Here is a 19,138-nt window from a genome sequence, read left to right on the forward strand (position 1 = left end):
TCATTGAGTCCGGGAGTCATGGTAACATACAAAAAATCACTAATAACGATAACAAGTATCATTATCATAATGACTCGTGCTGCGATCTCAATGAATCGGTGAAGGTTTAAACGTTATGCGTCAACTTCGTGCAATAGCAGGTTCAGGGATGCTGCTGTTGTTGCTTCTCGCGCTCAGCCTGATACTGGGTGCCAAATCTATCCCCTTTCATGATGTCACGCAGGCCTTATTCAGCGACTGTAACCGCGTCGATTGTGTCATCGTGCGCGATGCCCGACTGCCGCGCACCCTGGCGGGTCTGCTGGCCGGGATCAGTTTAGGTCTGGCGGGCGCGCTGATGCAGAGCCTGACGCGCAATCCGCTGGCCGATCCCGGCATTCTCGGTATCAACGCCGGTGCGGGCTTTGCGGTGGTGCTGGGCATCGCCCTGTCTGGCGCAGATTCCCCCGCTGACTGGCTTGGCTTTGCCTTTACGGGCGCACTGCTGGCCTCCCTGCTGGTGGCGCTGACCGGCGCGCTGGGCGGTGGCCGCGTTAACCCGGTGCGTCTGACGCTGGCAGGCGTGGCGCTGGGCGCGGTGCTGGAGGGGTTAACCTCTGGTTTATCGCTGCTCAATCCTGACATCTACGATCATCTGCGTTTCTGGCACAGTGGCTCGCTGGATATCCGCAATTTTGCCATTCTGCGCACCACCTTTCCGGCGGTAGTCGCCGGTAGCCTGCTGGCGCTGCTGCTGGCGCGTTCGCTCAACAGCCTGAGTATGGGCGGTGATATGGCGACCGCGCTGGGTACCCGGGTGATGCGTACCCAGCTGGTGGGATTACTGGCTATTGCGCTGCTGAGTGGGGCGGCGACAGCCGCTGTCGGTCCCATCGCTTTTGTCGGCTTAATGACGCCACATCTGGCCCGCTGGCTGCTGGGTAACGATCATCGCTGGATGCTGCCCGGAACCCTTCTTATCACCCCCTGTTTGCTGCTGGCCGCCGATATTCTGGGACGGCTGCTGGTACCGGGTGAACTGCGCGTGTCGATTGTCACGGCCATACTGGGCGCGCCTATGCTGATTGTGCTGGTGCGCCGCAAGTCGGGAAGAGGGCAGCTATGAAACGGGTGATGATTAATGCGCTGATGCTGCTGATGGCCTGCGGGGTGCTGGCCTTTCTGAGTATTACGCGCGGCACCTTACCGATCTCCGCCAGCCAGTTGTGGGCCCTTATCAACGGCGAGGCAGCGCGCAATATTCAGCTGATTGTGCTGGAGTGGCGACTGCCGCGCGTCATGATGGCGTTGCTGATTGGTGCGGCACTGGGCGTCAGCGGGGCAATTTTTCAGTCGCTGCTGCGCAACCCGCTGGGCAGCCCCGATATTCTGGGTTTCAATACCGGCGCTTACAGCGGCGTGCTGGTGGCGCTGGTGCTGTTCCAGCAAAACATGGAGGGCATGACGCTGGCGGCACTGCTTGGCGGACTGCTCACCGCGGGCGTGGTCTGGCTGTTCAGCTGGCGCAACGGCGTGGAGACCTTTCGTCTGATTATTGTGGGCATCAGCGTGCGGGCGCTGCTGATGGCGCTGAACAGCTGGCTGATTATCAGCGCCTCACTGGAGGCGGCACTGAGCGCCGGGCTCTGGAGCGCCGGTTCACTCAACGGCATTACCTGGGCGAAAACGACGCCGGTGATTACGGTGCTGCTGCTGGCGCTGCTGGCCACAAGCATGCTGGCCCGGCGCATGCGTCTGCTGGAGATGGGTGACGACACTGCCTGCGCGCTGGGTGTACCGGTTGAACGCAGCCGCATTTTGCTGATGCTGACGGGCGTGATCCTTACCGCCGCCTCTACCGCGCTGGTCGGTCCCATCTCCTTTATTGCGCTGCTGGCACCGCAGATTGCTCGTCGGCTGTGTGGCGGTATCAAAGGCGCGCTGCCGCTGGCTGCCTTATGCGGCGCGCTGCTGTTAACCGCCGCGGATTACGCCGCGCAGCACTTTTTCCTGCCTTATCAGCTGCCGGTTGGCGTCATCACGGTTAGCCTGGGCGGACTCTATCTGATTGCTTTACTGGTACGGGAGGCGCGACGCCAATGACAGTGAAAACACGTTTGCAGGGCGACGCGCTGACGCTGGGGTATGACAAAAAAATCGTGGCGGAGAATCTCACCGTCGCGATCCCCGACGGTGGACTGACCGTTATTATTGGCCCAAACGCCTGTGGAAAGTCGACGCTGCTGCGTACCTTAAGCCGCCTGGTCTCGCCCCTGAAAGGCCAGGTGCTGCTGGATGGCAATGCGATTGCTCACTACGCTACCAAAGAGGTGGCGCGTCGGCTGGGGCTGCTACCGCAAAGCTCGAATGCGCCAGCGGGCATCAGCGTCTGCGAACTGGTCGCGCGCGGGCGTTATCCGCACCAGTCGTTGTTTGGTCGCTGGCGACAGGACGATGAGACGGCTGTTCAGCAGGCAATGCAGGCTACCGGCGTGGCAGACTTAGCGCAGCAGCAGGTTGATACGCTCTCTGGCGGCCAGCGGCAGCGGGTGTGGATTGCGATGGTGCTGGCTCAGCAGACGCCACTGTTGCTGCTGGATGAACCGACCACCTGGCTCGACATCGCCCATCAGATTGAGTTGCTGGAATTAATGCAGGATCTCAATCAGCAGCATGGTCGTACGCTGGTGGTGGTGCTGCACGATCTCAATCAGGCGTGCCGCTATGCCAGCCACCTGATTGCGATGCGAGACGGGAAAATCATTGCCGAAGGGAAACCGGCGGAGATCGTCACGCCGGAACTGATAGAAGCGATCTACGGCCTGCGCTGCATCATCATTAACGATCCGGTGGCCGGTACGCCTATGATTGTGCCGCTGGGAAGAGGCTGACCTGCGCTTTCTTCGGGTGGAGAAAGCGCAAAGTCAGAACGGCTCAGGGATTCAGCGACGCCAGGCACTGCTGCAGTCGTGGCCCAATCTGTTCGAACATGCGCGGTGAGATGATCTCGACGTGCGCACAGTCCAGCGGCCAGATAGTCAGCTCGCCGACATAGGGCGCCCAGGCGCGGCGCGCATCCTGACCGGGCTGCTGCGTCTGTTCCGCCAGGAACAGGGTTACGTGTCCGCTGAAGCGAGCACTGCGCGCTGTTGCCAGCAGGCGCACCGAACTGGCGTAGTTGGCTTCAATGGTAGTAAACAGTGCCTCCATTCCTTCACCGGCCTGCCGCCGCTGCGCAGCGATAAACTGCTCGCGCTCACGATTAACCTCTTCCAGCACCGCCGGATCCAGCACATTTTCGCCGCGCCGTTCATCCCAGTTCTGCGTCTCCGGTGGCCAGGTATCCAGCAGTCCGAGGAAGGCAACGGTTTCACCTTCGGCCTCCAGCCGCGCGGCGATACCCTGCGCCAGCGTGCCGCCCAGCGAGTAGCCCAGGAAATAGTATGGCCCCTGTGGCTGCTGCTGACGCACCGTCGCCAGATGCGCCTCACACACCGCGTCAAGGTGCTGCGCCTGGTTCAGCGGGCTGGTGATGTCGGGTGACTGAATGCCAAGTAGCGACCAGCGTGCATCCAGATAGCGCTGCAACACGCTGAACTGCCAGGCAAAACCGGAGGCGGGATGGAAGCAGAACAGCGTCGGGCCAGTGCCGCGTCGCAAGGGTAATACCGCTTCAAATCCGGCACGAGCCACATCCGCTGGCTCGCTGCAGAGCAGTGCTGCCAGCTTTTCTACCGTGGATGCCACCATGATCTGGCCCACCGACACTGGCTGATTCAGCGTCCGGCGCAGCTGTGCTGCCAGCCGCATCGCCAGCAGGGAGTGGCCGCCCAGCGAGAAGAAATCATCCTGGGCGCTTACTGGTTCGCACTCCAGCAGCCTGGCAAACGCCTGTGCCAGTGTCGTTTCGAGTCCGGGATGCGGCGCGCGACCAGCCAGTGCTGCCTGCGTTTGCGGCAGCGGCAGCGCTTTGCGATCCAGCTTACCGTTGCTGCTGAGCGGTAACGCCGCCAGCTGAACAATCGCCACCGGCACCATATGCGCCGGTAACTGTGAGGCCAGAGTCTGACGTATTGCGTCGGTATCGATCGGGCCATCAGCCACCACATAGCCGACCAGCTGGCGGGCATCGCCCTGCTGATCGCTGCTGCTCCCCAGCACCACCGCATGCGTGACGGCCTGCTCAATGCCAGGTAGCGCAGCCATGGCGTGGTCGATCTCGTTCAGCTCGATACGCTGCCCGCGAATTTTTAGCTGATCGTCGCTGCGGCCCAGATACTCCACCGCACCATCCGGCAGCCAGCGCGCCACATCACCGGTTCGGTACATCCGGGAGCCGTGACCCCACGGATCGGCGACAAACCGGCTGGCAGTGAGGTCGGGACGATCAAGATAGCCATGCGCCAGCTGCACGCCGGTCAGATAGAGATCGCCAGCCACGCCCGGTGGCACCGGCTGCAGACGCGCATCCAGAATCCGTAAGCCGGTGTTCCAGACCGGGAAGCCAATCGGCACGCTGGCCCCTTCGACGGCCGCCAGCTCCAGGCCAAAGGCCGGATAGTAGCTGACATCAACCGCCGCTTCGGTCGGGCCATAAAGATTATGCAAGGGGACCCGGGTCAGTGCCTGCCAGTGGCGCGATAGCTCTGCGGGCAGCGCTTCGCCGCTACAGAAAACCCGGCGCAGGGTGGCGCAGCGCGCTATCGCGTCATCTTCCTGCAGCGAAGCGACAAAAGCAGCCAGCATCGACGGGACAAAATGGGTGGTGGTCACGCGGTAGCGGGCAAACAGCTGCTGCAGCGCGTCCGGGTCGCGATGAGCATCGGGCGGTGCCATCACCAGCTGTGCGCCGACGATGAGCGGCCAGAAGAACTCCCATACCGAAACATCAAAGCTGCTCGGGGTTTTCTGCAACACCACATCATCGCTGCCGAGCGGATAGCGATCCTGCATCCATAACAGACGGTTGACGATCGCCTCATGACTGACCAGCACCCCTTTTGGCCGGCCGGTCGAGCCGGAGGTATAGATGATGTATGCGCCATCCTGTGGGCATGGGGCCTGCATCAGTACGCTATCAACGGGTGTTAACAGCGCGTCGTAAAACAGTGGCGCGACGGGTGAGAGTGCCGCCAGCCGATCGGCCAGTTCACGGCAGGTGATCAGCGTTTTCGGCGCGGCATCTTCCAGCATCATCTGTAACCGATCGTCCGGATAGCCGGTATCGAGCGGCAGCCAGGTTGCACCCACGCTGACGATCGCCTGCAGCGCCAGCGATAAAAAGACTGAACGCGGCAGCGCTACGGCGACGATATCACCCTGAGTTACTCCCTGCGCAATCAACTGCTGCCCCAGCGCGGCGACCTGCTGCTGCATCTGTTGATAGTTAAGCTGATGCCCCTCATCTGCCAGTGCCGGAGCGCGCGGCGAACGCTGTGCCTGACGAAGCAGCAGGCTACTCAGGGTTTCTGCGGGCAGCATTACGGCAGTCTGGTTGATCGCCGCGAGCTGCTGATGCTCTTCCGGCATCAGCATGTCCAGCTCGCCACAGGCACTGGCTGGCCGGACGGCAAGCTGCTGAAGCAGCAGGCCAAAGCGGCTGGCGTGTTGCTTCAGCGTTGTGTCGCTGTAGCGCTGTGCATTAGCCAGTAACTCCAGGGTCAGGTCGCCCTGTTCGCTGAGGTAGATAGCAATCTCCAGATCGCGTACCGGTCCTGACGCCAGTTGATGGGTTACGCCTTTGATGCCAGCGAAATCGAGCTGGTAATCAAACATCTTCAGGTTGATTACCGGCCCATAGAGCGGATCGCTGTCACCGGAGCGACCCAGATCGCGCTGCACCTGTTCAGCGTCGTAACGCTGATGACGACGCATTTTTTTGACTTCGCCCGCCAGACGCCCGGCAAGTGCCGTCAGCGGCTGTGCCGGATCGTAATGCACCGCCATTGGCAGCACGTTAATCACCGGACCGGTGGCGCAAAGCGCGGCCGAGCCGATACGGCGCATAAAGATGAAACCGGCGGCGAACGCATGCTGACCGGTGAGGCGCGCCAGCCATAAGGCCACCAGCGCAAAGGCGGTATCCGCGGCACTTAGGTTGTGCTGCCCGGTGTGCGTCAGCAAAGCCTGAAACGTGTCGCGATCCACGGCAAACGTATGGCGCAGCAGGTCGGTACTGGCGCTCTGACCGGCCAGCGGCAGAGCGGACAACGAGGCGGGCGCAGGTAACTGCGCCCCTTTCTCCAGCCAGAACTGGCGATCGCGCTGCCAGCCCGAAGATTGCTGATAGCGCTGATATTCATCAACGACGTCGCTGAACGGCACGAACGGGCTTGGCTCCGGCGTGGCGCCGCGCTGCCAGGCGCTGTAGAGATTGGCGATACGGCGGGTCAGGGCGGTGAAACTAAAACCATCGACCACCAGATGATGGTATCGCTGATACCAGTACCAGTGATCCTCATCCAGCCTAAACAGGCTGTGATGGTAGAGCGGCGCGCCGCTCAGCACCCGCAGATCGCCGGTCATATCCTGCTGCATCAGCGCACGTGCTGCGGCCTCCGGATCGGCGGCGTCGCGCAGATCGATCACCTCAGGCTCGCGGAAAGCCTGGGGTTCAGGCCACTGTAGCGGTTCACCCTCCAGCTCGCCAAAGGCCATATTCAGTGTGTCCGCTTCCTGCATGCCAGCAATTATGGCCCGTGATAACAGCGCGCTGTTCAGCGCACCGCGCAGTTCGACAAAATGCGCCACGGCGTAAGCATTGGAATAGGGCGATAGCTGGTCAGCGATCCAGATTCCGGGCTGAGCGGCCACCAGTGGCAGCGTTTTTTGTTCTGTCTGCGGGTTGAGGGTGATCTCAGACATTTTCGCCTCTGTCCTGCGTCATAACCGGACGGATATCGTGCCAGTTTTCATTCAGCCAGCTCAGACAGTCAGCCTGTGGCCCGGGGCCAAACACCGGCTGCCATCCTGCCGGAATCGCACAAAAGGCGGGCCATAAGCTGTACTGCTGCTGATCGTTCTTCAGCACCTGACAATCCTGTTGCGGATCGTCGAAAGGGTTAAGTTGTTGCATGTCGGTCTCCTGTCCGCAGTCACCGGGCGCGCTAACGCCGCTGTCCTGCATATCCGATATCTTTCAGTGTCGCGCAGAAGGCGGAATATAAGCGGGTCAGGGCTATTGCCACATGGCTTTAAGGCCTGCCAGCAGTCCGCCGCGCCAGCACAGCGCATCGTGACCGCCTTCGACCGGGTGATAGCTGACCTGATGTCCGGCGGCGGTCAGATCGCGCTGAAACTGCTGGTTTGCTGCCAGAATCAGCCGCTCGCGTCTTCCCGCTTCCAGGTAGAAGCGGCGAGGGGGGGCCTGCAGCAAACCCTGTTGTAACTGCTGTGGCAGCCAGCCATTGGGGTCGCCGCGCGCGGGCCACCAGAACGAACCGGAAAGGCTGATCGCTCCAGCAAAGGTTTCCGGCCAGGTCAGGGTGGCGTAAGCGGCAGAAAGGCCGCCAAAACTCTGTCCCGCTACCAGCGTGCTGTCGGCACGAAACGGCGCCCAGCGCTGAACCTGCGGCAACAGCTCGTTCTGAATCGCCAGCCAGAAGTCAGGGTTACAGGTCAGCTCACGCGTGCGGTGTTCGCGGTCGATGATGTCGATCATGACATAGACCGCAGGGGGCAGTTCGCCCGCCTCTGTCAGTTGCTGAAGCGGGCCGGCAACCGGCATGTTCTGTGCCCAGAACTGACCATCCAGCAGCAGTACCAGCGGACGATCACCTGCACTGGCGTCTCCGGTGACAGAGATCCAGATCTGACGCTGGTTTCCCAGCCGTTCGCTGCGCCACAAATAGTGTTGCAGCGGAATATCGGCGGCACGGCCTTCATCAACCGCACGCCACACCTGCTGATCCGGCGCGTGTGGCAGGTGCAGTGGCGAGACCCTCATTCCGCGTCCACCCGCCCAGCTTCGCAAAGGATTCAGCGGGTCGCTTTGCGCCTGCGGGAATTTCTGACGCCACCACTGGCGCACTGCCTGCATATCGGCCTGCCCGGTAAATGTCTCTTCCTGACTATCAGGAATCAGGCAGTAGCTGCCGCGCCAGTCAGCGGGCAGGGCGGTTTGCCACCACCAGACATCGGTATCGGGAACAGGCGTTAATGAGGAGGGGACCGCTGAATGATGATGATCGGTTACGCCGGTAATATTGATCCAGACGCGCCGGGTATCGGAGTGCTGCGTGTCACCCTGGGGATCGCGCCAGAAAAAGGTGACCTGACAGGTTCCCTTTTCGCCAGCTTCAACCAGAGGAATGCCCCGTTGCTGCTGCTGTTGCCACCAGCGTTCACTGCCGGTTTCTTCATTTAACCACGTCATACGCGCCATCTTTCGATCACCCTTGATTAGGGTCATGCATGTTATGAATAATAGTATTGATAATTATTTGCATTTGCAATAGGGTGTTTCCGCCCGACAGGGAGCGCGTGCATCCTCTCTGCCGCACCGGCTTTCAGACTGATGCAAAGCGGTTCTGACACTGGCCCGGCGACAAGGGGAAAACGTTGCAGGCAAGGTTATTACTTTTTTACCGGCACGCCGGCAGTGGCATCCTCGCCGGCACTCCAGGAACAGAAAAATGAAAAAGTTATCCCGGCTTTCGTTAGCCATTATGATTGAACTGGGTTTCACCGCCTCTCTCATTTCTGCCGGTGCCGTGGCTGCCGAAGCCACCCGCGAACCGGCCATCGACAGCAGCCCCTCCGATACCCTCCACGACGACACCATGATGGTGACCGCCGCCGAGCAGACGTTGCAGGCACCTGGTGTGTCGACCATCACCGCCGACGAAATTAAAAAACATCCACCCGCACGCGATGTCGCCGAAATTATTCGCACCATGCCTGGCGTCAATCTGACCGGTAACTCCACCAGCGGCCAGCGCGGAAACAATCGCCAGATCGATATCCGCGGCATGGGGCCGGAAAATACCCTGATTCTGATTGATGGATTGCCGGTGACCAGCCGCAACGCGGTTCGGCTTGGCTGGCGTGGCGAGCGTGATACGCGCGGCGACACCAACTGGGTGCCGCCAGAGATCATTGATCGCATTGAGGTGATCCGCGGTCCGGCAGCAGCCCGTTACGGTAACGGTGCAGCGGGCGGCGTGGTGAACATCATCACCAAAAAAGAGATGGATAATCAGTGGCACGGCTCATGGAGCGCCTATTACAACGTGCCGGAACACAAGGAGGAGGGCGCGACCCGTCGCACCAACTTCAGCCTTGAAGGTCCACTGGGCGATGATGTCAGTTTCCGGCTCTATGGCGGACTGGCAAAAACGCAGGCTGATGCTTACGACATTAATGAAGGGCACGCCGCAGACCGCACCGGCAGTTACGCCGGATCGTACCCGGCGGGCCGTGAAGGCTCGATCAACAAAGATATTCATGGCCTGCTGCGCTGGGCATTTGCGCCGATGCAGACGCTGGAAGTGGGGGCCGGTTACAGTCGTCAGGGCAACCTCTATGCCGGGGACACGCAGAACACCAATACCAACGCCCTGGTGAAAAGCAAATATGGTGACGAGACCAACCGGCTCTATCGGCAGAACTTTTCTGTTAAGTGGACCGGTGCCTGGGATAATGGCATCAGCACCAATACTTACGCGCAATATGAGAATACCCGCAACGCGCGTCTGAATGAGGGGCTGGCGGGCGGCACCGAAGGCATCTTCGCCAACAGCAACTTCAATACCATCCAGCTGGATGATGTGTTGTTGCACAGTGAGGTCAGCGTGCCGTTTGAATGGCTGGTGAACCAGACCGCGACTTTCGGGACGGAATGGAATCAGCAGCGGATGAAGGATCCTTCATCGACGACTCAGGCCGCCAGCTTCGGGTCGATTCCCGGTATCGCTACGACCGGCCGCACACCCTATTCACAGGCGGAGATCTTCTCGCTGTTTGCCGAAGACAATATTGAGCTGACCGACAGCACCATGCTGACGCCGGGCCTGCGCTTCGATCACCATTCGATTGTCGGCGATAACTGGAGCCCGTCGCTCAACCTGTCACAGGGATTAGGCGATGAGTTCACCCTGAAAATGGGCATTGCGCGCGCCTACAAAGCCCCGAGCCTCTATCAGACCAACCCGAACTATCTGCTCTACAGCAACGGTCAGGGCTGCGCCGCCAGTGCCGGTGCCTGTTATCTGATGGGTAATGACGATCTGAAAGCGGAAAACAGCATCAATAAAGAGATTGGGGTCGAATGGAAGCGCGACGGCTACCAGGCGGGCCTGACCTGGTTCCGCAACGACTACCGTAACAAGATCGAGGCTGGCACGGCGCCAACCGGCACCGCATCTAACGGCAAAACCGACATCTACAAATGGGAAAATGTGCCAAAAGCGGTCGTCGAGGGGCTGGAAGGCACGGTCAATGTTCCGTTCTCCGACAGCGTGACCTGGAACAATAACTTCACTTACATGCTGCAGAGTAAGAATAAAGAGACTGGCGATCGTCTGTCGATTATTCCGGAATATACGCTCAATTCGACGCTGAGCTGGCAGGCGATGCAGGACCTCTCCCTGCAAACGACGCTGACCTGGTACGGTAAACAGGTACCGAAGAAATATGACTATAAAGGTAACGCCGTCACCGGTAGCGCCACCGATCAGGTTAGCCCCTATTCGGTTGTAGGCATGAGCGGCACCTATGACGTTAATAAATATGCCAGCGTCACCGTGGGTATCGACAACCTGTTCGACAAGCGTCATTTCCGTCAGGGCAACGCGCAGACCACCGGCAATGCCACCACCGGAGCGTGGCTCTATGGCGCAGGGGCCAATACCTTTAACGAGTCGGGCCGCACTTATTATATGAGCGTGAACACCCGCTTCTGATGGACAGGCAATAAAAAGCGCAGCGGTTGACCTGACCGCTGCGCTTTTTTTATGACTGAATAATCAGTTGTTCTGATTGATATCGCGGTAGAGACGGCTCTCAAATCGCACCAGCGGAATACGGCGGGTACGCTGATCTTCCGGCGGGACCGCATAACCGGAAAGAAACTGAACGAATGCCACCCGCGCGCCACTGGAAGTAGTAATAAAGCCCGCCAGGTTATAGACGCCCTGCAGTGAACCGGTTTTCGCCGAGACTTTGCCATCCAGCCCCGCCTCATGCAGCCCGCCGCGATACTGCAGCGTGCCGTCGTAACCTGCCAGCGGCAGCATCGAAATATAATCCAGCGTATTGTCATTCTTCGCAATAAACTGCAAAACCTGCATCATGGTTTGCGGCGAAATCAGGTCATGGCGGGAGAGACCGGAACCATCCACCTGAATGCTATTACCCATGTCGACATTGGCTTTGGCTTTCAGGATGCGGCGAACGGCATCCTGTCCGGCGCGGAACGTGCCGGGCACATTGAAGTAGTGATGACCAATGGTGCGAAACACCGTGTCGGCAATCATGTTGTCTGACTTCTTCAGCATGGTGTGCAGCAGCGTATGCAGCGGCGCGGACTGGGTCGATGCCAGCACCGTACCCGGTTCGGTGACCTGCGTCTGTCGTACCAGATGCCCGCTGTAGTCAATCTCAGACGACCGCAGTTCTGCCTTGAGTATTTCGCCAGCCCAGGCCGCGCCATCCTGCACCGCAAATGCCAGCGGCAGCGGTTCCGCGCGCTGGCGCATACAACCCGTCAGGGTGTAACGGTTCAGCTCGCCCGGCACCACATCCAGCTCGCAATATTGCCCTTCGCCGCTGTTGCGGCCAATGGTACGCACCTGGCTGTACATATGCGCCGGATAATAGGAGGCGATGCGCACAAAGGCATTCTCACCCGGCGTATTAGCACTGTAGAGCGACACCGAGAAGCAGTTTTTATCAACGATTGCCGCACCCGGCGGGGCGCTGAAGCACTGAGTCATATCATTCCACGGCCAGCCCGGCGCCATGTCGTGACTGGCAAAAACGGAGGTGTCGATAACCAGATTGCCTTTGATATGGTTAATGCCCTGCTTCTTTATCGCCGCCACCATGTTGCGTAGATCCTGCCGGCTTAAGGTGGGATCACCGCCGAAACGTGCGACTAAATCGCCGTTCAGTGTGCCATCGATAATGGCGCCGCGAGTCTCAAAGGTGGTCTGAAAACGGAAGTCGCCACCCAGCTCCAGCAATGCTGCCAGCGCCGTTACCACTTTCATGGTACTGGCGGGCAGGGCCATCTGTTTTCCGTGATAATCAATAATCGGGGTTGATGCGCCTACTTTCTGCACCATCAGCGCCAGATTGGCACCGTCTGGCAGGTACTGCATGTATTCATCAACTGGCGCTGCGTGTGCCTGCAGCATAAATGCGCAGCTTAATCCGGTAACAAGTCGTGAAAATCGCATAATCTCGCGGTAACTGGCAGGTGAGGGCGTCAATACTACGTCGCTGGACGGTGCAAAGTAAACGATGACCCGCAGGGAACTCTGGGGTAAAATACGTATCAAATTGCAAAACTCTTTTCTGGCCTGGAAGCATCTCCGGGTCAGGATTCTTTTATTTGCAAAACGGGCTAATGCGCCGCAGAACGCTTTTTTCTGCAGTCACCGGTCAGGATGACATCGTTAAACAGGAAAGATGGCGAGGAGCTTAAATGAATCAGATTCCGATGACGTTAAGAGGCGCTGAAAGATTGCGCGAAGAGCTGAACGAGCTGAAAACCGTGAAGCGCCCGCGCATTATCGCCTCTATCGCTGACGCACGCGAACATGGCGATTTAAAAGAGAACGCGGAATATCACGCTGCACGTGAAGAGCAGGGTTTTTGCGAAGGTCGTATTCAGGAGATTGAAGCCAAACTCTCCAATGCGCAGGTTATCGACGTCACTCAGATGCCGAAAACCGGACGCGTGATTTTCGGTGCAACCGTTACCGTGCTGAACGTCGAAACCGACGAAGAAGCCACGTATCGCATTGTGGGCGATGACGAAGCGGACTTTAAGCAAAATCTGATTTCGGTCAATTCGCCGATGGCGCGTGGCCTGGTGGGTAAAGAGGCCGATGACGTGGCTATCGTTAAAACCCCGGGCGGCGACGTTGAGTATGAAATCCTGAAGGTGGAATACCTTTAAGATGTTGCTACGCTTTGAAAAGCGTTAAAGCACAATGTAAAGAAAGGAAAAAGGCCGCATTGCGGCCTTTTATCTGAGGTAAGAGCATGTCACTTTCTTTGCCCACTTAGCGTGGCAGAGAAATTTTGCTCTCTTTAGAGGGGCGATACAGCACCAGCGTTTTGCCGATCACCTGTACGTTGCTGGCACCGGTCTCACGCACGATAGCCTCAACGATCAGCTGTTTCGTTTCACGATCTTCCGAGGCGATTTTTACCTTGATCAGTTCGTGATGCGACAGAGCCTGCTCGATTTCGGCCAGCACGCCTTCAGTCAGGCCATTGCCACCCAGCATAACCACTGGCTTGAGCGGATGGGCGAGGCCCTTGAGGTGCTGTTTTTGTTTGGTACTTAGATTCATCGTAGTTTTTTACTTACTCAGGGATTGAAAACGGTTCATTCTACCGCCATCTCGGGTATATCACCAAATCGACGCAACCCATTGCGTGCAGGTTTATCGCTACGATGACGATTTAGTTGGAAATATTATGACGGGTAAAAAGCGTTCGGCCAGCTCCGGCCGCTGGCTTCAGGAACACTTTAGCGATAAATATGTGCTCCAGGCGCATAAAAAAGGGTTGCGCTCGCGCGCCTGGTTTAAACTTGATGAAATACAACAGGGTGACAAGCTGTTCAAACCCGGCATGACCGTGGTAGATCTGGGAGCTGCCCCCGGTGGCTGGTCGCAATATGTGGTACAGCAAATTGGGAACAAAGGGCGAGTCATTGCCTGTGATATCCTGCCAATGGATCCGATAGTCGGTGTCGATTTCCTTCAGGGCGATTTTCGTGAAGAATCGGTAGTCAATGCGCTGCTTGAACGCGTTGGCGATCAAAAAGTTCAGGTTGTCATGTCCGATATGGCGCCGAATATGAGTGGTACACCTGCCGTAGATATTCCCCGGTCGATGTATTTAGTCGAGCTGGCGCTGGAGATGTGTCGGGATATCCTGGCACCTGGCGGCAGTTTTGTAGTGAAAGTGTTTCAGGGAGATGGCTTCGATGAATACCTGCGGGAAATTCGCTCCCTGTTTACGAAAGTGAAAATTCGTAAGCCGGACGCTTCACGTTCACGTTCACGTGAAGTGTATATTGTGGCGACTGGGCGCAAACTATAACCAAATTGCTGGAGAAGTCCGCAGTTTTGCTGCGATTCCATGTATGCGGGATCTATAGTACCCTACGCTATCTGTTAACACCGTTGTAATATGAGGTTAATCCCTTGAGTGACATGGCGAAAAACCTGATTCTCTGGTTAGTCATCGCGGTCGTGCTGATGTCAGTATTCCAGAGCTTTGGGCCCAGCGAGTCGAATGGCCGTCGGGTTGATTATTCAACCTTCCTGTCGGAAGTGAACCAGGATCAGGTCCGCGAGGCACGTATTAACGGGCGTGAAATTAACGTCGTTAAAAAAGACAGCAATAAATACACGACCTACATTCCTGTCAACGATCCCAAGTTGCTCGATAACCTCTTGACCAAAAACGTCAAAGTGGTTGGCGAACCGCCGGAAGAACCAAGCCTGCTGGCTTCAATCTTCATTTCGTGGTTCCCGATGTTGCTGCTGATCGGTGTGTGGATCTTCTTTATGCGTCAGATGCAGGGCGGCGGCGGTAAGGGCGCGATGTCCTTCGGCAAGAGCAAAGCCCGCATGTTGACGGAAGACCAGATTAAAACCACTTTCGCCGACGTAGCCGGTTGTGACGAAGCGAAAGATGAAGTTGCTGAGCTGGTGGAATATCTGCGTGAGCCGAGCCGTTTCCAGAAGCTGGGCGGTAAGATTCCAAAAGGCGTTCTGATGGTGGGGCCACCGGGTACCGGTAAAACCTTGCTGGCAAAAGCGATTGCCGGTGAAGCGAAGGTGCCTTTCTTTACCATCTCCGGTTCTGACTTTGTGGAAATGTTTGTTGGTGTCGGTGCATCCCGTGTGCGTGACATGTTCGAACAGGCCAAAAAAGCGGCTCCGTGCATCATCTTTATCGATGAAATCGACGCCGTCGGTCGTCAGCGTGGCGCCGGTTTAGGCGGTGGACATGACGAACGTGAGCAGACGCTGAACCAGATGCTGGTTGAGATGGATGGTTTCGAAGGTAACGAAGGTATTATCGTTATCGCCGCAACTAACCGTCCTGACGTACTGGACCCTGCGCTGCTGCGTCCAGGTCGCTTTGACCGTCAGGTTGTAGTTGGCCTGCCAGATGTTCGCGGTCGTGAGCAGATCCTGAAAGTACATATGCGTCGTGTGCCACTGGCTACAGATATTGATGCAGCAATCATTGCACGTGGTACGCCAGGCTTCTCGGGTGCCGATCTGGCCAACCTTGTTAACGAAGCAGCGCTGTTCGCGGCCCGTTCAAACAAGCGTGTGGTTTCGATGGTAGAGTTCGAGAAAGCGAAAGACAAAATCATGATGGGTGCGGAACGTCGCTCCATGGTGATGACGGAATCGCAGAAAGAGTCAACTGCCTACCACGAAGCAGGCCACGCCATTATTGGTCGCCTGGTGCCAGAGCATGACCCGGTTCATAAAGTAACGATTATCCCGCGCGGTCGCGCACTGGGTGTGACCTTCTTCCTGCCTGAAGGCGACGCGATCAGCGCCAGCCGTCAGAAACTGGAAAGCCAGATCTCAACGCTTTACGGCGGTCGTCTGGCAGAAGAGATCATCTACGGTGCAGAACGTGTTTCTACCGGTGCGTCCAACGATATTAAAGTTGCGACCAATCTGGCGCGTAACATGGTGACGCAGTGGGGCTTCTCTGAAAAACTGGGTCCGTTGCTCTATGCAGAAGAAGAGGGTGAAGTGTTCCTCGGTCGTTCTGTCGCGAAAGCGAAACATATGTCTGATGAAACGGCCCGCATCATCGACCAGGAAGTTAAGCACCTGATCGACAGCAACTACCAGCGTGCTCGTCAGATTCTGGGTGAGAACATGGACATCCTTCACGCGATGAAAGACGCGCTGATGAAGTATGAAACCATCGATGCACCGCAGATCGATGACCTGATGGCGCGCCGCGAAGTGCGTCCGCCAGCGGGCTGGGAAGATCCAGGCAGCAACTCAGACAGCAACGGTACGCCAAAGGCGCCACGTCCGGTTGATGAACCGCGTACGCCAAACCCAGGCAATACCATGTCAGAGCAGTACAACAAATAAGACGCAACATCGTCAGACAAAACCCCGGCTGGTCCGGGGTTTTTTACATCCAGATATTGATCAGCAAGGAGTTTCCGCCATGAAGTTGTTCGCCCGTGATTCCCATCTCGATTTATCTTTTCCTCATGTGATGGGCATTCTCAACGTCACGCCGGACTCCTTTTCAGATGGTGGAAAGCATAATGCGCTGGTGGATGCGCTGACGCATACCAATGAGATGGTCAATGCAGGCGCAACCATCATCGATGTGGGCGGAGAATCAACCCGTCCTGGCGCGGATGAAGTGAGTGTGGAGGAGGAGCTGGAGCGGGTGATTCCGGTCATCGATGCCATTGCCCAGCGTTTCGAAGTCTGGATTTCAGTGGACACCTCTAAAGCTGACGTCATCCGGGAAGCCGCGCGAGTGGGTGCTCACATCATTAACGACGTGCGTTCCCTTTCTGAACCCGGAGCGCTGGAAGCCGCAGCCGCGACCGGACTGCCTGTCTGTTTAATGCATATGCAGGGCGAACCGCGCACCATGCAGCAGGCACCGGTTTATGAAAATATTTTAAGCGAAGTGGACACTTACTTCGCTCAGCAGATAGCGCGCTGCGAAGCGGCGGGCATTAAAAAAGAGCGTCTGATACTCGACCCGGGCTTCGGTTTCGGTAAAAATCTCAGCCACAATTATGAACTGCTGGCTCATCTTGGCGATTTTCACCACTTCGGCCTGCCGCTGTTAGTGGGGATGTCGCGTAAATCGATGATTGGCCAGCTGTTAAACGTCGGCCCGTCACAGCGTTTAACCGGCAGCCTGAGTTGCGCGGTGATTGCTGCAATGCAGGGCGCGCAGATTATTCGCGCCCATGATGTAAAAGAGACGGCTGAAGCGATGCGCGTGGTCGAAGCGACCCGAAGAGCAAAAGGAGTATCATGAGTAATCGTAAATATTTCGGTACAGACGGCATTCGCGGCAAAGTCGGTGAAGCACCCATCACTCCTGATTTCGTCCTGAAGCTGGGCTGGGCCGCAGGTAAAGTGCTGGCGCGCCACGGTTCAAAGAAAATCATCATCGGTAAAGATACCCGTATCTCTGGCTATATGCTGGAGTCGGCGCTGGAAGCTGGTCTCGCCGCGGCGGGCCTGACGGCCGCCTTTACCGGCCCGATGCCGACACCAGCCATCGCCTATCTGACCCGTACCTTCCGCGCAGAGGCGGGCATTGTGATTTCAGCGTCACATAACCCGTTTGACGACAACGGAATTAAATTCTTCTCGTCCGAGGGCACCAAACTGCCTGACGATGTTGAAGAGTCAATTGAGCTGGAGATGGAAAAGCCGATTACCTGCGTTGAATCAGCGCAGTTAGGCCGCGCCAGCCGCATCGTCGATGCAGCAGGGCGTTACATTGAGTTCTGCAAAGGGACGTTCCCCAGCGAACTGAATCTGAATGGCCTGAAAATTGTGGTCGACTGCGCCAATGGTGCTACCTACCACATTGCGCCGAATGTATTGCGTGAACTGGGCGCGACGGTGATTGCTATCGGTGTCCAGCCAGACGGCATGAACATTAACAAAGAGTGCGGTGCCACCGATCTCAAACTGCTGCAGCAGCGCGTGCTGGCGGAAAAGGCCGATATCGGCCTGGCCTACGACGGTGACGGCGATCGCATCATGATGATTGACCATCTGGGTGACAAAGTTGATGGCGACCAGATCCTCTACATCATTGCGCGTGAAGCACTGCGTCAGGGACAGCTGCGCGGCGGCGTGGTGGGTACCCTGATGAGTAACATGGGGCTGGAATTAGCGCTGAAACAGCTTGGCATTCCATTTACCCGTGCCAAAGTCGGTGACCGTTATGTACTGGAGAAGATGCAGGAGAAGGGCTGGCGTCTGGGTGCAGAGAACTCCGGTCATGTGATTCTGCTGGATAAAACCACGACCGGTGACGGTATCGTTGCAAGTTTGCAAGTGCTCACTGCGATGGTGCGCAATCACATGAGCCTGCACGATCTCTGTAGTGGCATGAAGATGCTGCCGCAGGTCCTGGTTAACGTACGCTTTGCGGGCGAACATGATCCGCTTCAGAGTGACTCGGTAAAAGCTGTCACGGCCGACGTGGAAAAAGCGCTGGCGGGTCGCGGACGCGTTCTGCTGCGTAAATCAGGTACTGAGCCATTGATTCGTGTCATGGTCGAAGGCGAAAATGAGGCGCAGGTCACCGAACTGGCGAATCGCATCGCCGATCAGGTCAAGGCCGTTTAAAACCGTAACAGGCGGTCTGCAGAGTGCTGAACTGCCTGTAAAATCACCGGGATGGCCTTTTTTTCTGCAAACAGTGTGGGTAGTAAAAATTGCACTTGCAGAGATATGCGCCTTTGGTTAGTATTCACACCCGCTTCTGATGGGTGATGACGAGACTCCCCATCAATACTGGTTGAAGCTTTAACTGTACGATTACCGTGCAAGGAACAGGATGATATGTACCAAGCTCTTTTAGTAGTTTTCCTTATTGTAGCTATCGCCCTCGTGGGTATGATCATGCTGCAGCAAGGCAAAGGCGCTGATATGGGAGCCTCATTCGGTGCAGGCGCATCCGGTACGGTGTTTGGTTCTTCGGGCTCAGGTAATTTCATGACTCGTACAACCGGCATCTTAGCAGCGCTGTTTTTCATCATCAGCCTGGTTCTGGGTAATCTGAACAGCAATAAAGCGTCTAAAGGAAGCGAGTGGGAAAATCTTTCTGCGCCGGCGCAGTCTTCTCAACAGACTGAAAAGCCAGCTCAACCGGTAACTCCGGGCAGCGATATTCCTAAGTAAGGTCGTCAGCACAACGAATCGTTGTGGTCAGTGCA

Annotated in this window: 15 protein-coding genes; 10 read left to right on the plus strand and 5 right to left on the minus strand. The window is 57.3% G+C overall.

Annotation, left to right across the window (positions count from 1 at the left end):
- Positions 1 to 115 precede the first annotated feature (115 nt).
- The 3 genes from fepD to EPG66_RS14075 are packed head-to-tail and all read left to right on the plus strand — an operon-like array spanning position 116 to position 2,870.
- Positions 116 to 1,105 carry a Fe(3+)-siderophore ABC transporter permease gene (gene fepD, locus EPG66_RS14065; RefSeq protein WP_182687260.1) on the plus strand — a complete coding sequence of 330 codons (990 nt, stop codon included), beginning with the start codon at positions 116 to 118 and terminating at the stop codon, positions 1,103 to 1,105.
- Complete coding sequence (fepG, locus tag EPG66_RS14070; protein WP_109652665.1) at positions 1,102 to 2,082, plus strand: iron-enterobactin ABC transporter permease; 981 nt, start codon at positions 1,102 to 1,104, stop codon at positions 2,080 to 2,082. Before fepD ends, fepG begins: the two co-directional genes overlap by 4 nt.
- On the plus strand, positions 2,079 to 2,870 hold the full coding sequence (locus EPG66_RS14075; protein ID WP_182687262.1) for an ATP-binding cassette domain-containing protein: 792 nt from the start codon (positions 2,079 to 2,081) through the stop codon (positions 2,868 to 2,870). Before fepG ends, EPG66_RS14075 begins: the two co-directional genes overlap by 4 nt.
- 43 nt (positions 2,871 to 2,913) lie before the next feature.
- On the opposite strand, the gene EPG66_RS14080 is transcribed toward EPG66_RS14075, so the two are convergent.
- The 3 genes from EPG66_RS14080 to fes all read right to left on the minus strand — a co-directional run bounded on the left by EPG66_RS14080 (position 2,914) and on the right by fes (position 8,362).
- Positions 2,914 to 6,843 carry an enterobactin synthase subunit F gene (locus tag EPG66_RS14080; protein ID WP_182687264.1) on the minus strand — a complete coding sequence of 1,310 codons (3,930 nt, stop codon included), beginning with the start codon at positions 6,841 to 6,843 and terminating at the stop codon, positions 2,914 to 2,916.
- On the minus strand, positions 6,836 to 7,054 hold the full coding sequence (locus EPG66_RS14085; RefSeq protein ID WP_060681688.1) for an MbtH family protein: 219 nt from the start codon (positions 7,052 to 7,054) through the stop codon (positions 6,836 to 6,838). Before EPG66_RS14085 ends, EPG66_RS14080 begins: the two co-directional genes overlap by 8 nt.
- A 102-nt stretch (positions 7,055 to 7,156) precedes the next feature.
- Positions 7,157 to 8,362, minus strand: a complete 1,206-nt coding sequence (gene fes, locus EPG66_RS14090) for an enterochelin esterase (protein WP_182687266.1) — start codon at positions 8,360 to 8,362, stop codon at positions 7,157 to 7,159.
- 250 nt (positions 8,363 to 8,612) lie between these two features.
- Here fes and EPG66_RS14095 point away from each other — a divergent pair, with 250 nt between their 5' ends.
- Positions 8,613 to 10,880: a TonB-dependent siderophore receptor gene (locus tag EPG66_RS14095; RefSeq protein ID WP_182687268.1), complete on the plus strand. Its 2,268-nt coding sequence runs from the start codon at positions 8,613 to 8,615 to the stop codon at positions 10,878 to 10,880.
- Between the two features lie 63 nt (positions 10,881 to 10,943).
- Here the strand turns inward: EPG66_RS14095 and dacB are convergent, their stop codons facing one another.
- Positions 10,944 to 12,377, minus strand: a complete 1,434-nt coding sequence (dacB, locus tag EPG66_RS14100; protein ID WP_010251813.1) for a serine-type D-Ala-D-Ala carboxypeptidase — start codon at positions 12,375 to 12,377, stop codon at positions 10,944 to 10,946.
- Between the two features lie 248 nt (positions 12,378 to 12,625).
- On the opposite strand from dacB, the gene greA reads away from it, so the two are divergent.
- Complete coding sequence (gene greA / locus EPG66_RS14105) at positions 12,626 to 13,102, plus strand: transcription elongation factor GreA (protein ID WP_010251811.1); 477 nt, start codon at positions 12,626 to 12,628, stop codon at positions 13,100 to 13,102.
- 106 nt (positions 13,103 to 13,208) lie between these two features.
- Here the strand turns inward: greA and yhbY are convergent, their stop codons facing one another.
- The gene (gene yhbY / locus EPG66_RS14110; RefSeq protein ID WP_010251809.1) at positions 13,209 to 13,502 is read right to left on the minus strand and encodes a ribosome assembly RNA-binding protein YhbY; all 294 of its coding nucleotides are present in this window, start codon (positions 13,500 to 13,502) and stop codon (positions 13,209 to 13,211) included.
- A 127-nt stretch (positions 13,503 to 13,629) separates the two neighbouring features.
- Between yhbY and rlmE the strand changes: the two genes are divergently transcribed.
- From rlmE to secG, 5 genes are all read left to right on the plus strand, one after another.
- Entirely contained in the window at positions 13,630 to 14,259 is a 630-nt protein-coding gene (gene rlmE, locus EPG66_RS14115; RefSeq protein ID WP_010251807.1) for a 23S rRNA (uridine(2552)-2'-O)-methyltransferase RlmE, read from the plus strand.
- Between the two features lie 113 nt (positions 14,260 to 14,372).
- Positions 14,373 to 16,298 (plus strand): ATP-dependent zinc metalloprotease FtsH, encoded by a 1,926-nt coding sequence (gene ftsH / locus EPG66_RS14120; RefSeq protein WP_031592034.1) that lies wholly within the window; start codon positions 14,373 to 14,375, stop codon positions 16,296 to 16,298.
- Positions 16,299 to 16,377: 79 nt separating this feature from the next.
- Entirely contained in the window at positions 16,378 to 17,217 is an 840-nt protein-coding gene (gene folP, locus EPG66_RS14125) for a dihydropteroate synthase (protein ID WP_022625281.1), read from the plus strand.
- The gene (gene glmM, locus EPG66_RS14130) at positions 17,214 to 18,548 is read left to right on the plus strand and encodes a phosphoglucosamine mutase (RefSeq protein ID WP_182687270.1); all 1,335 of its coding nucleotides are present in this window, start codon (positions 17,214 to 17,216) and stop codon (positions 18,546 to 18,548) included. The genes folP and glmM overlap by 4 nt, the downstream gene beginning before the upstream one ends.
- 216 nt (positions 18,549 to 18,764) lie before the next feature.
- Positions 18,765 to 19,103, plus strand: coding sequence for a preprotein translocase subunit SecG (secG, locus tag EPG66_RS14135; RefSeq protein ID WP_010251798.1), 339 nt, complete (start codon positions 18,765 to 18,767; stop codon positions 19,101 to 19,103).
- Positions 19,104 to 19,138: the final 35 nt, after the last annotated feature.

It is taken from the genome of Pantoea pleuroti, from assembly GCF_014156615.1.
Taxonomy (GTDB): Bacteria; Pseudomonadota; Gammaproteobacteria; order Enterobacterales; family Enterobacteriaceae; genus Pantoea; species Pantoea agglomerans.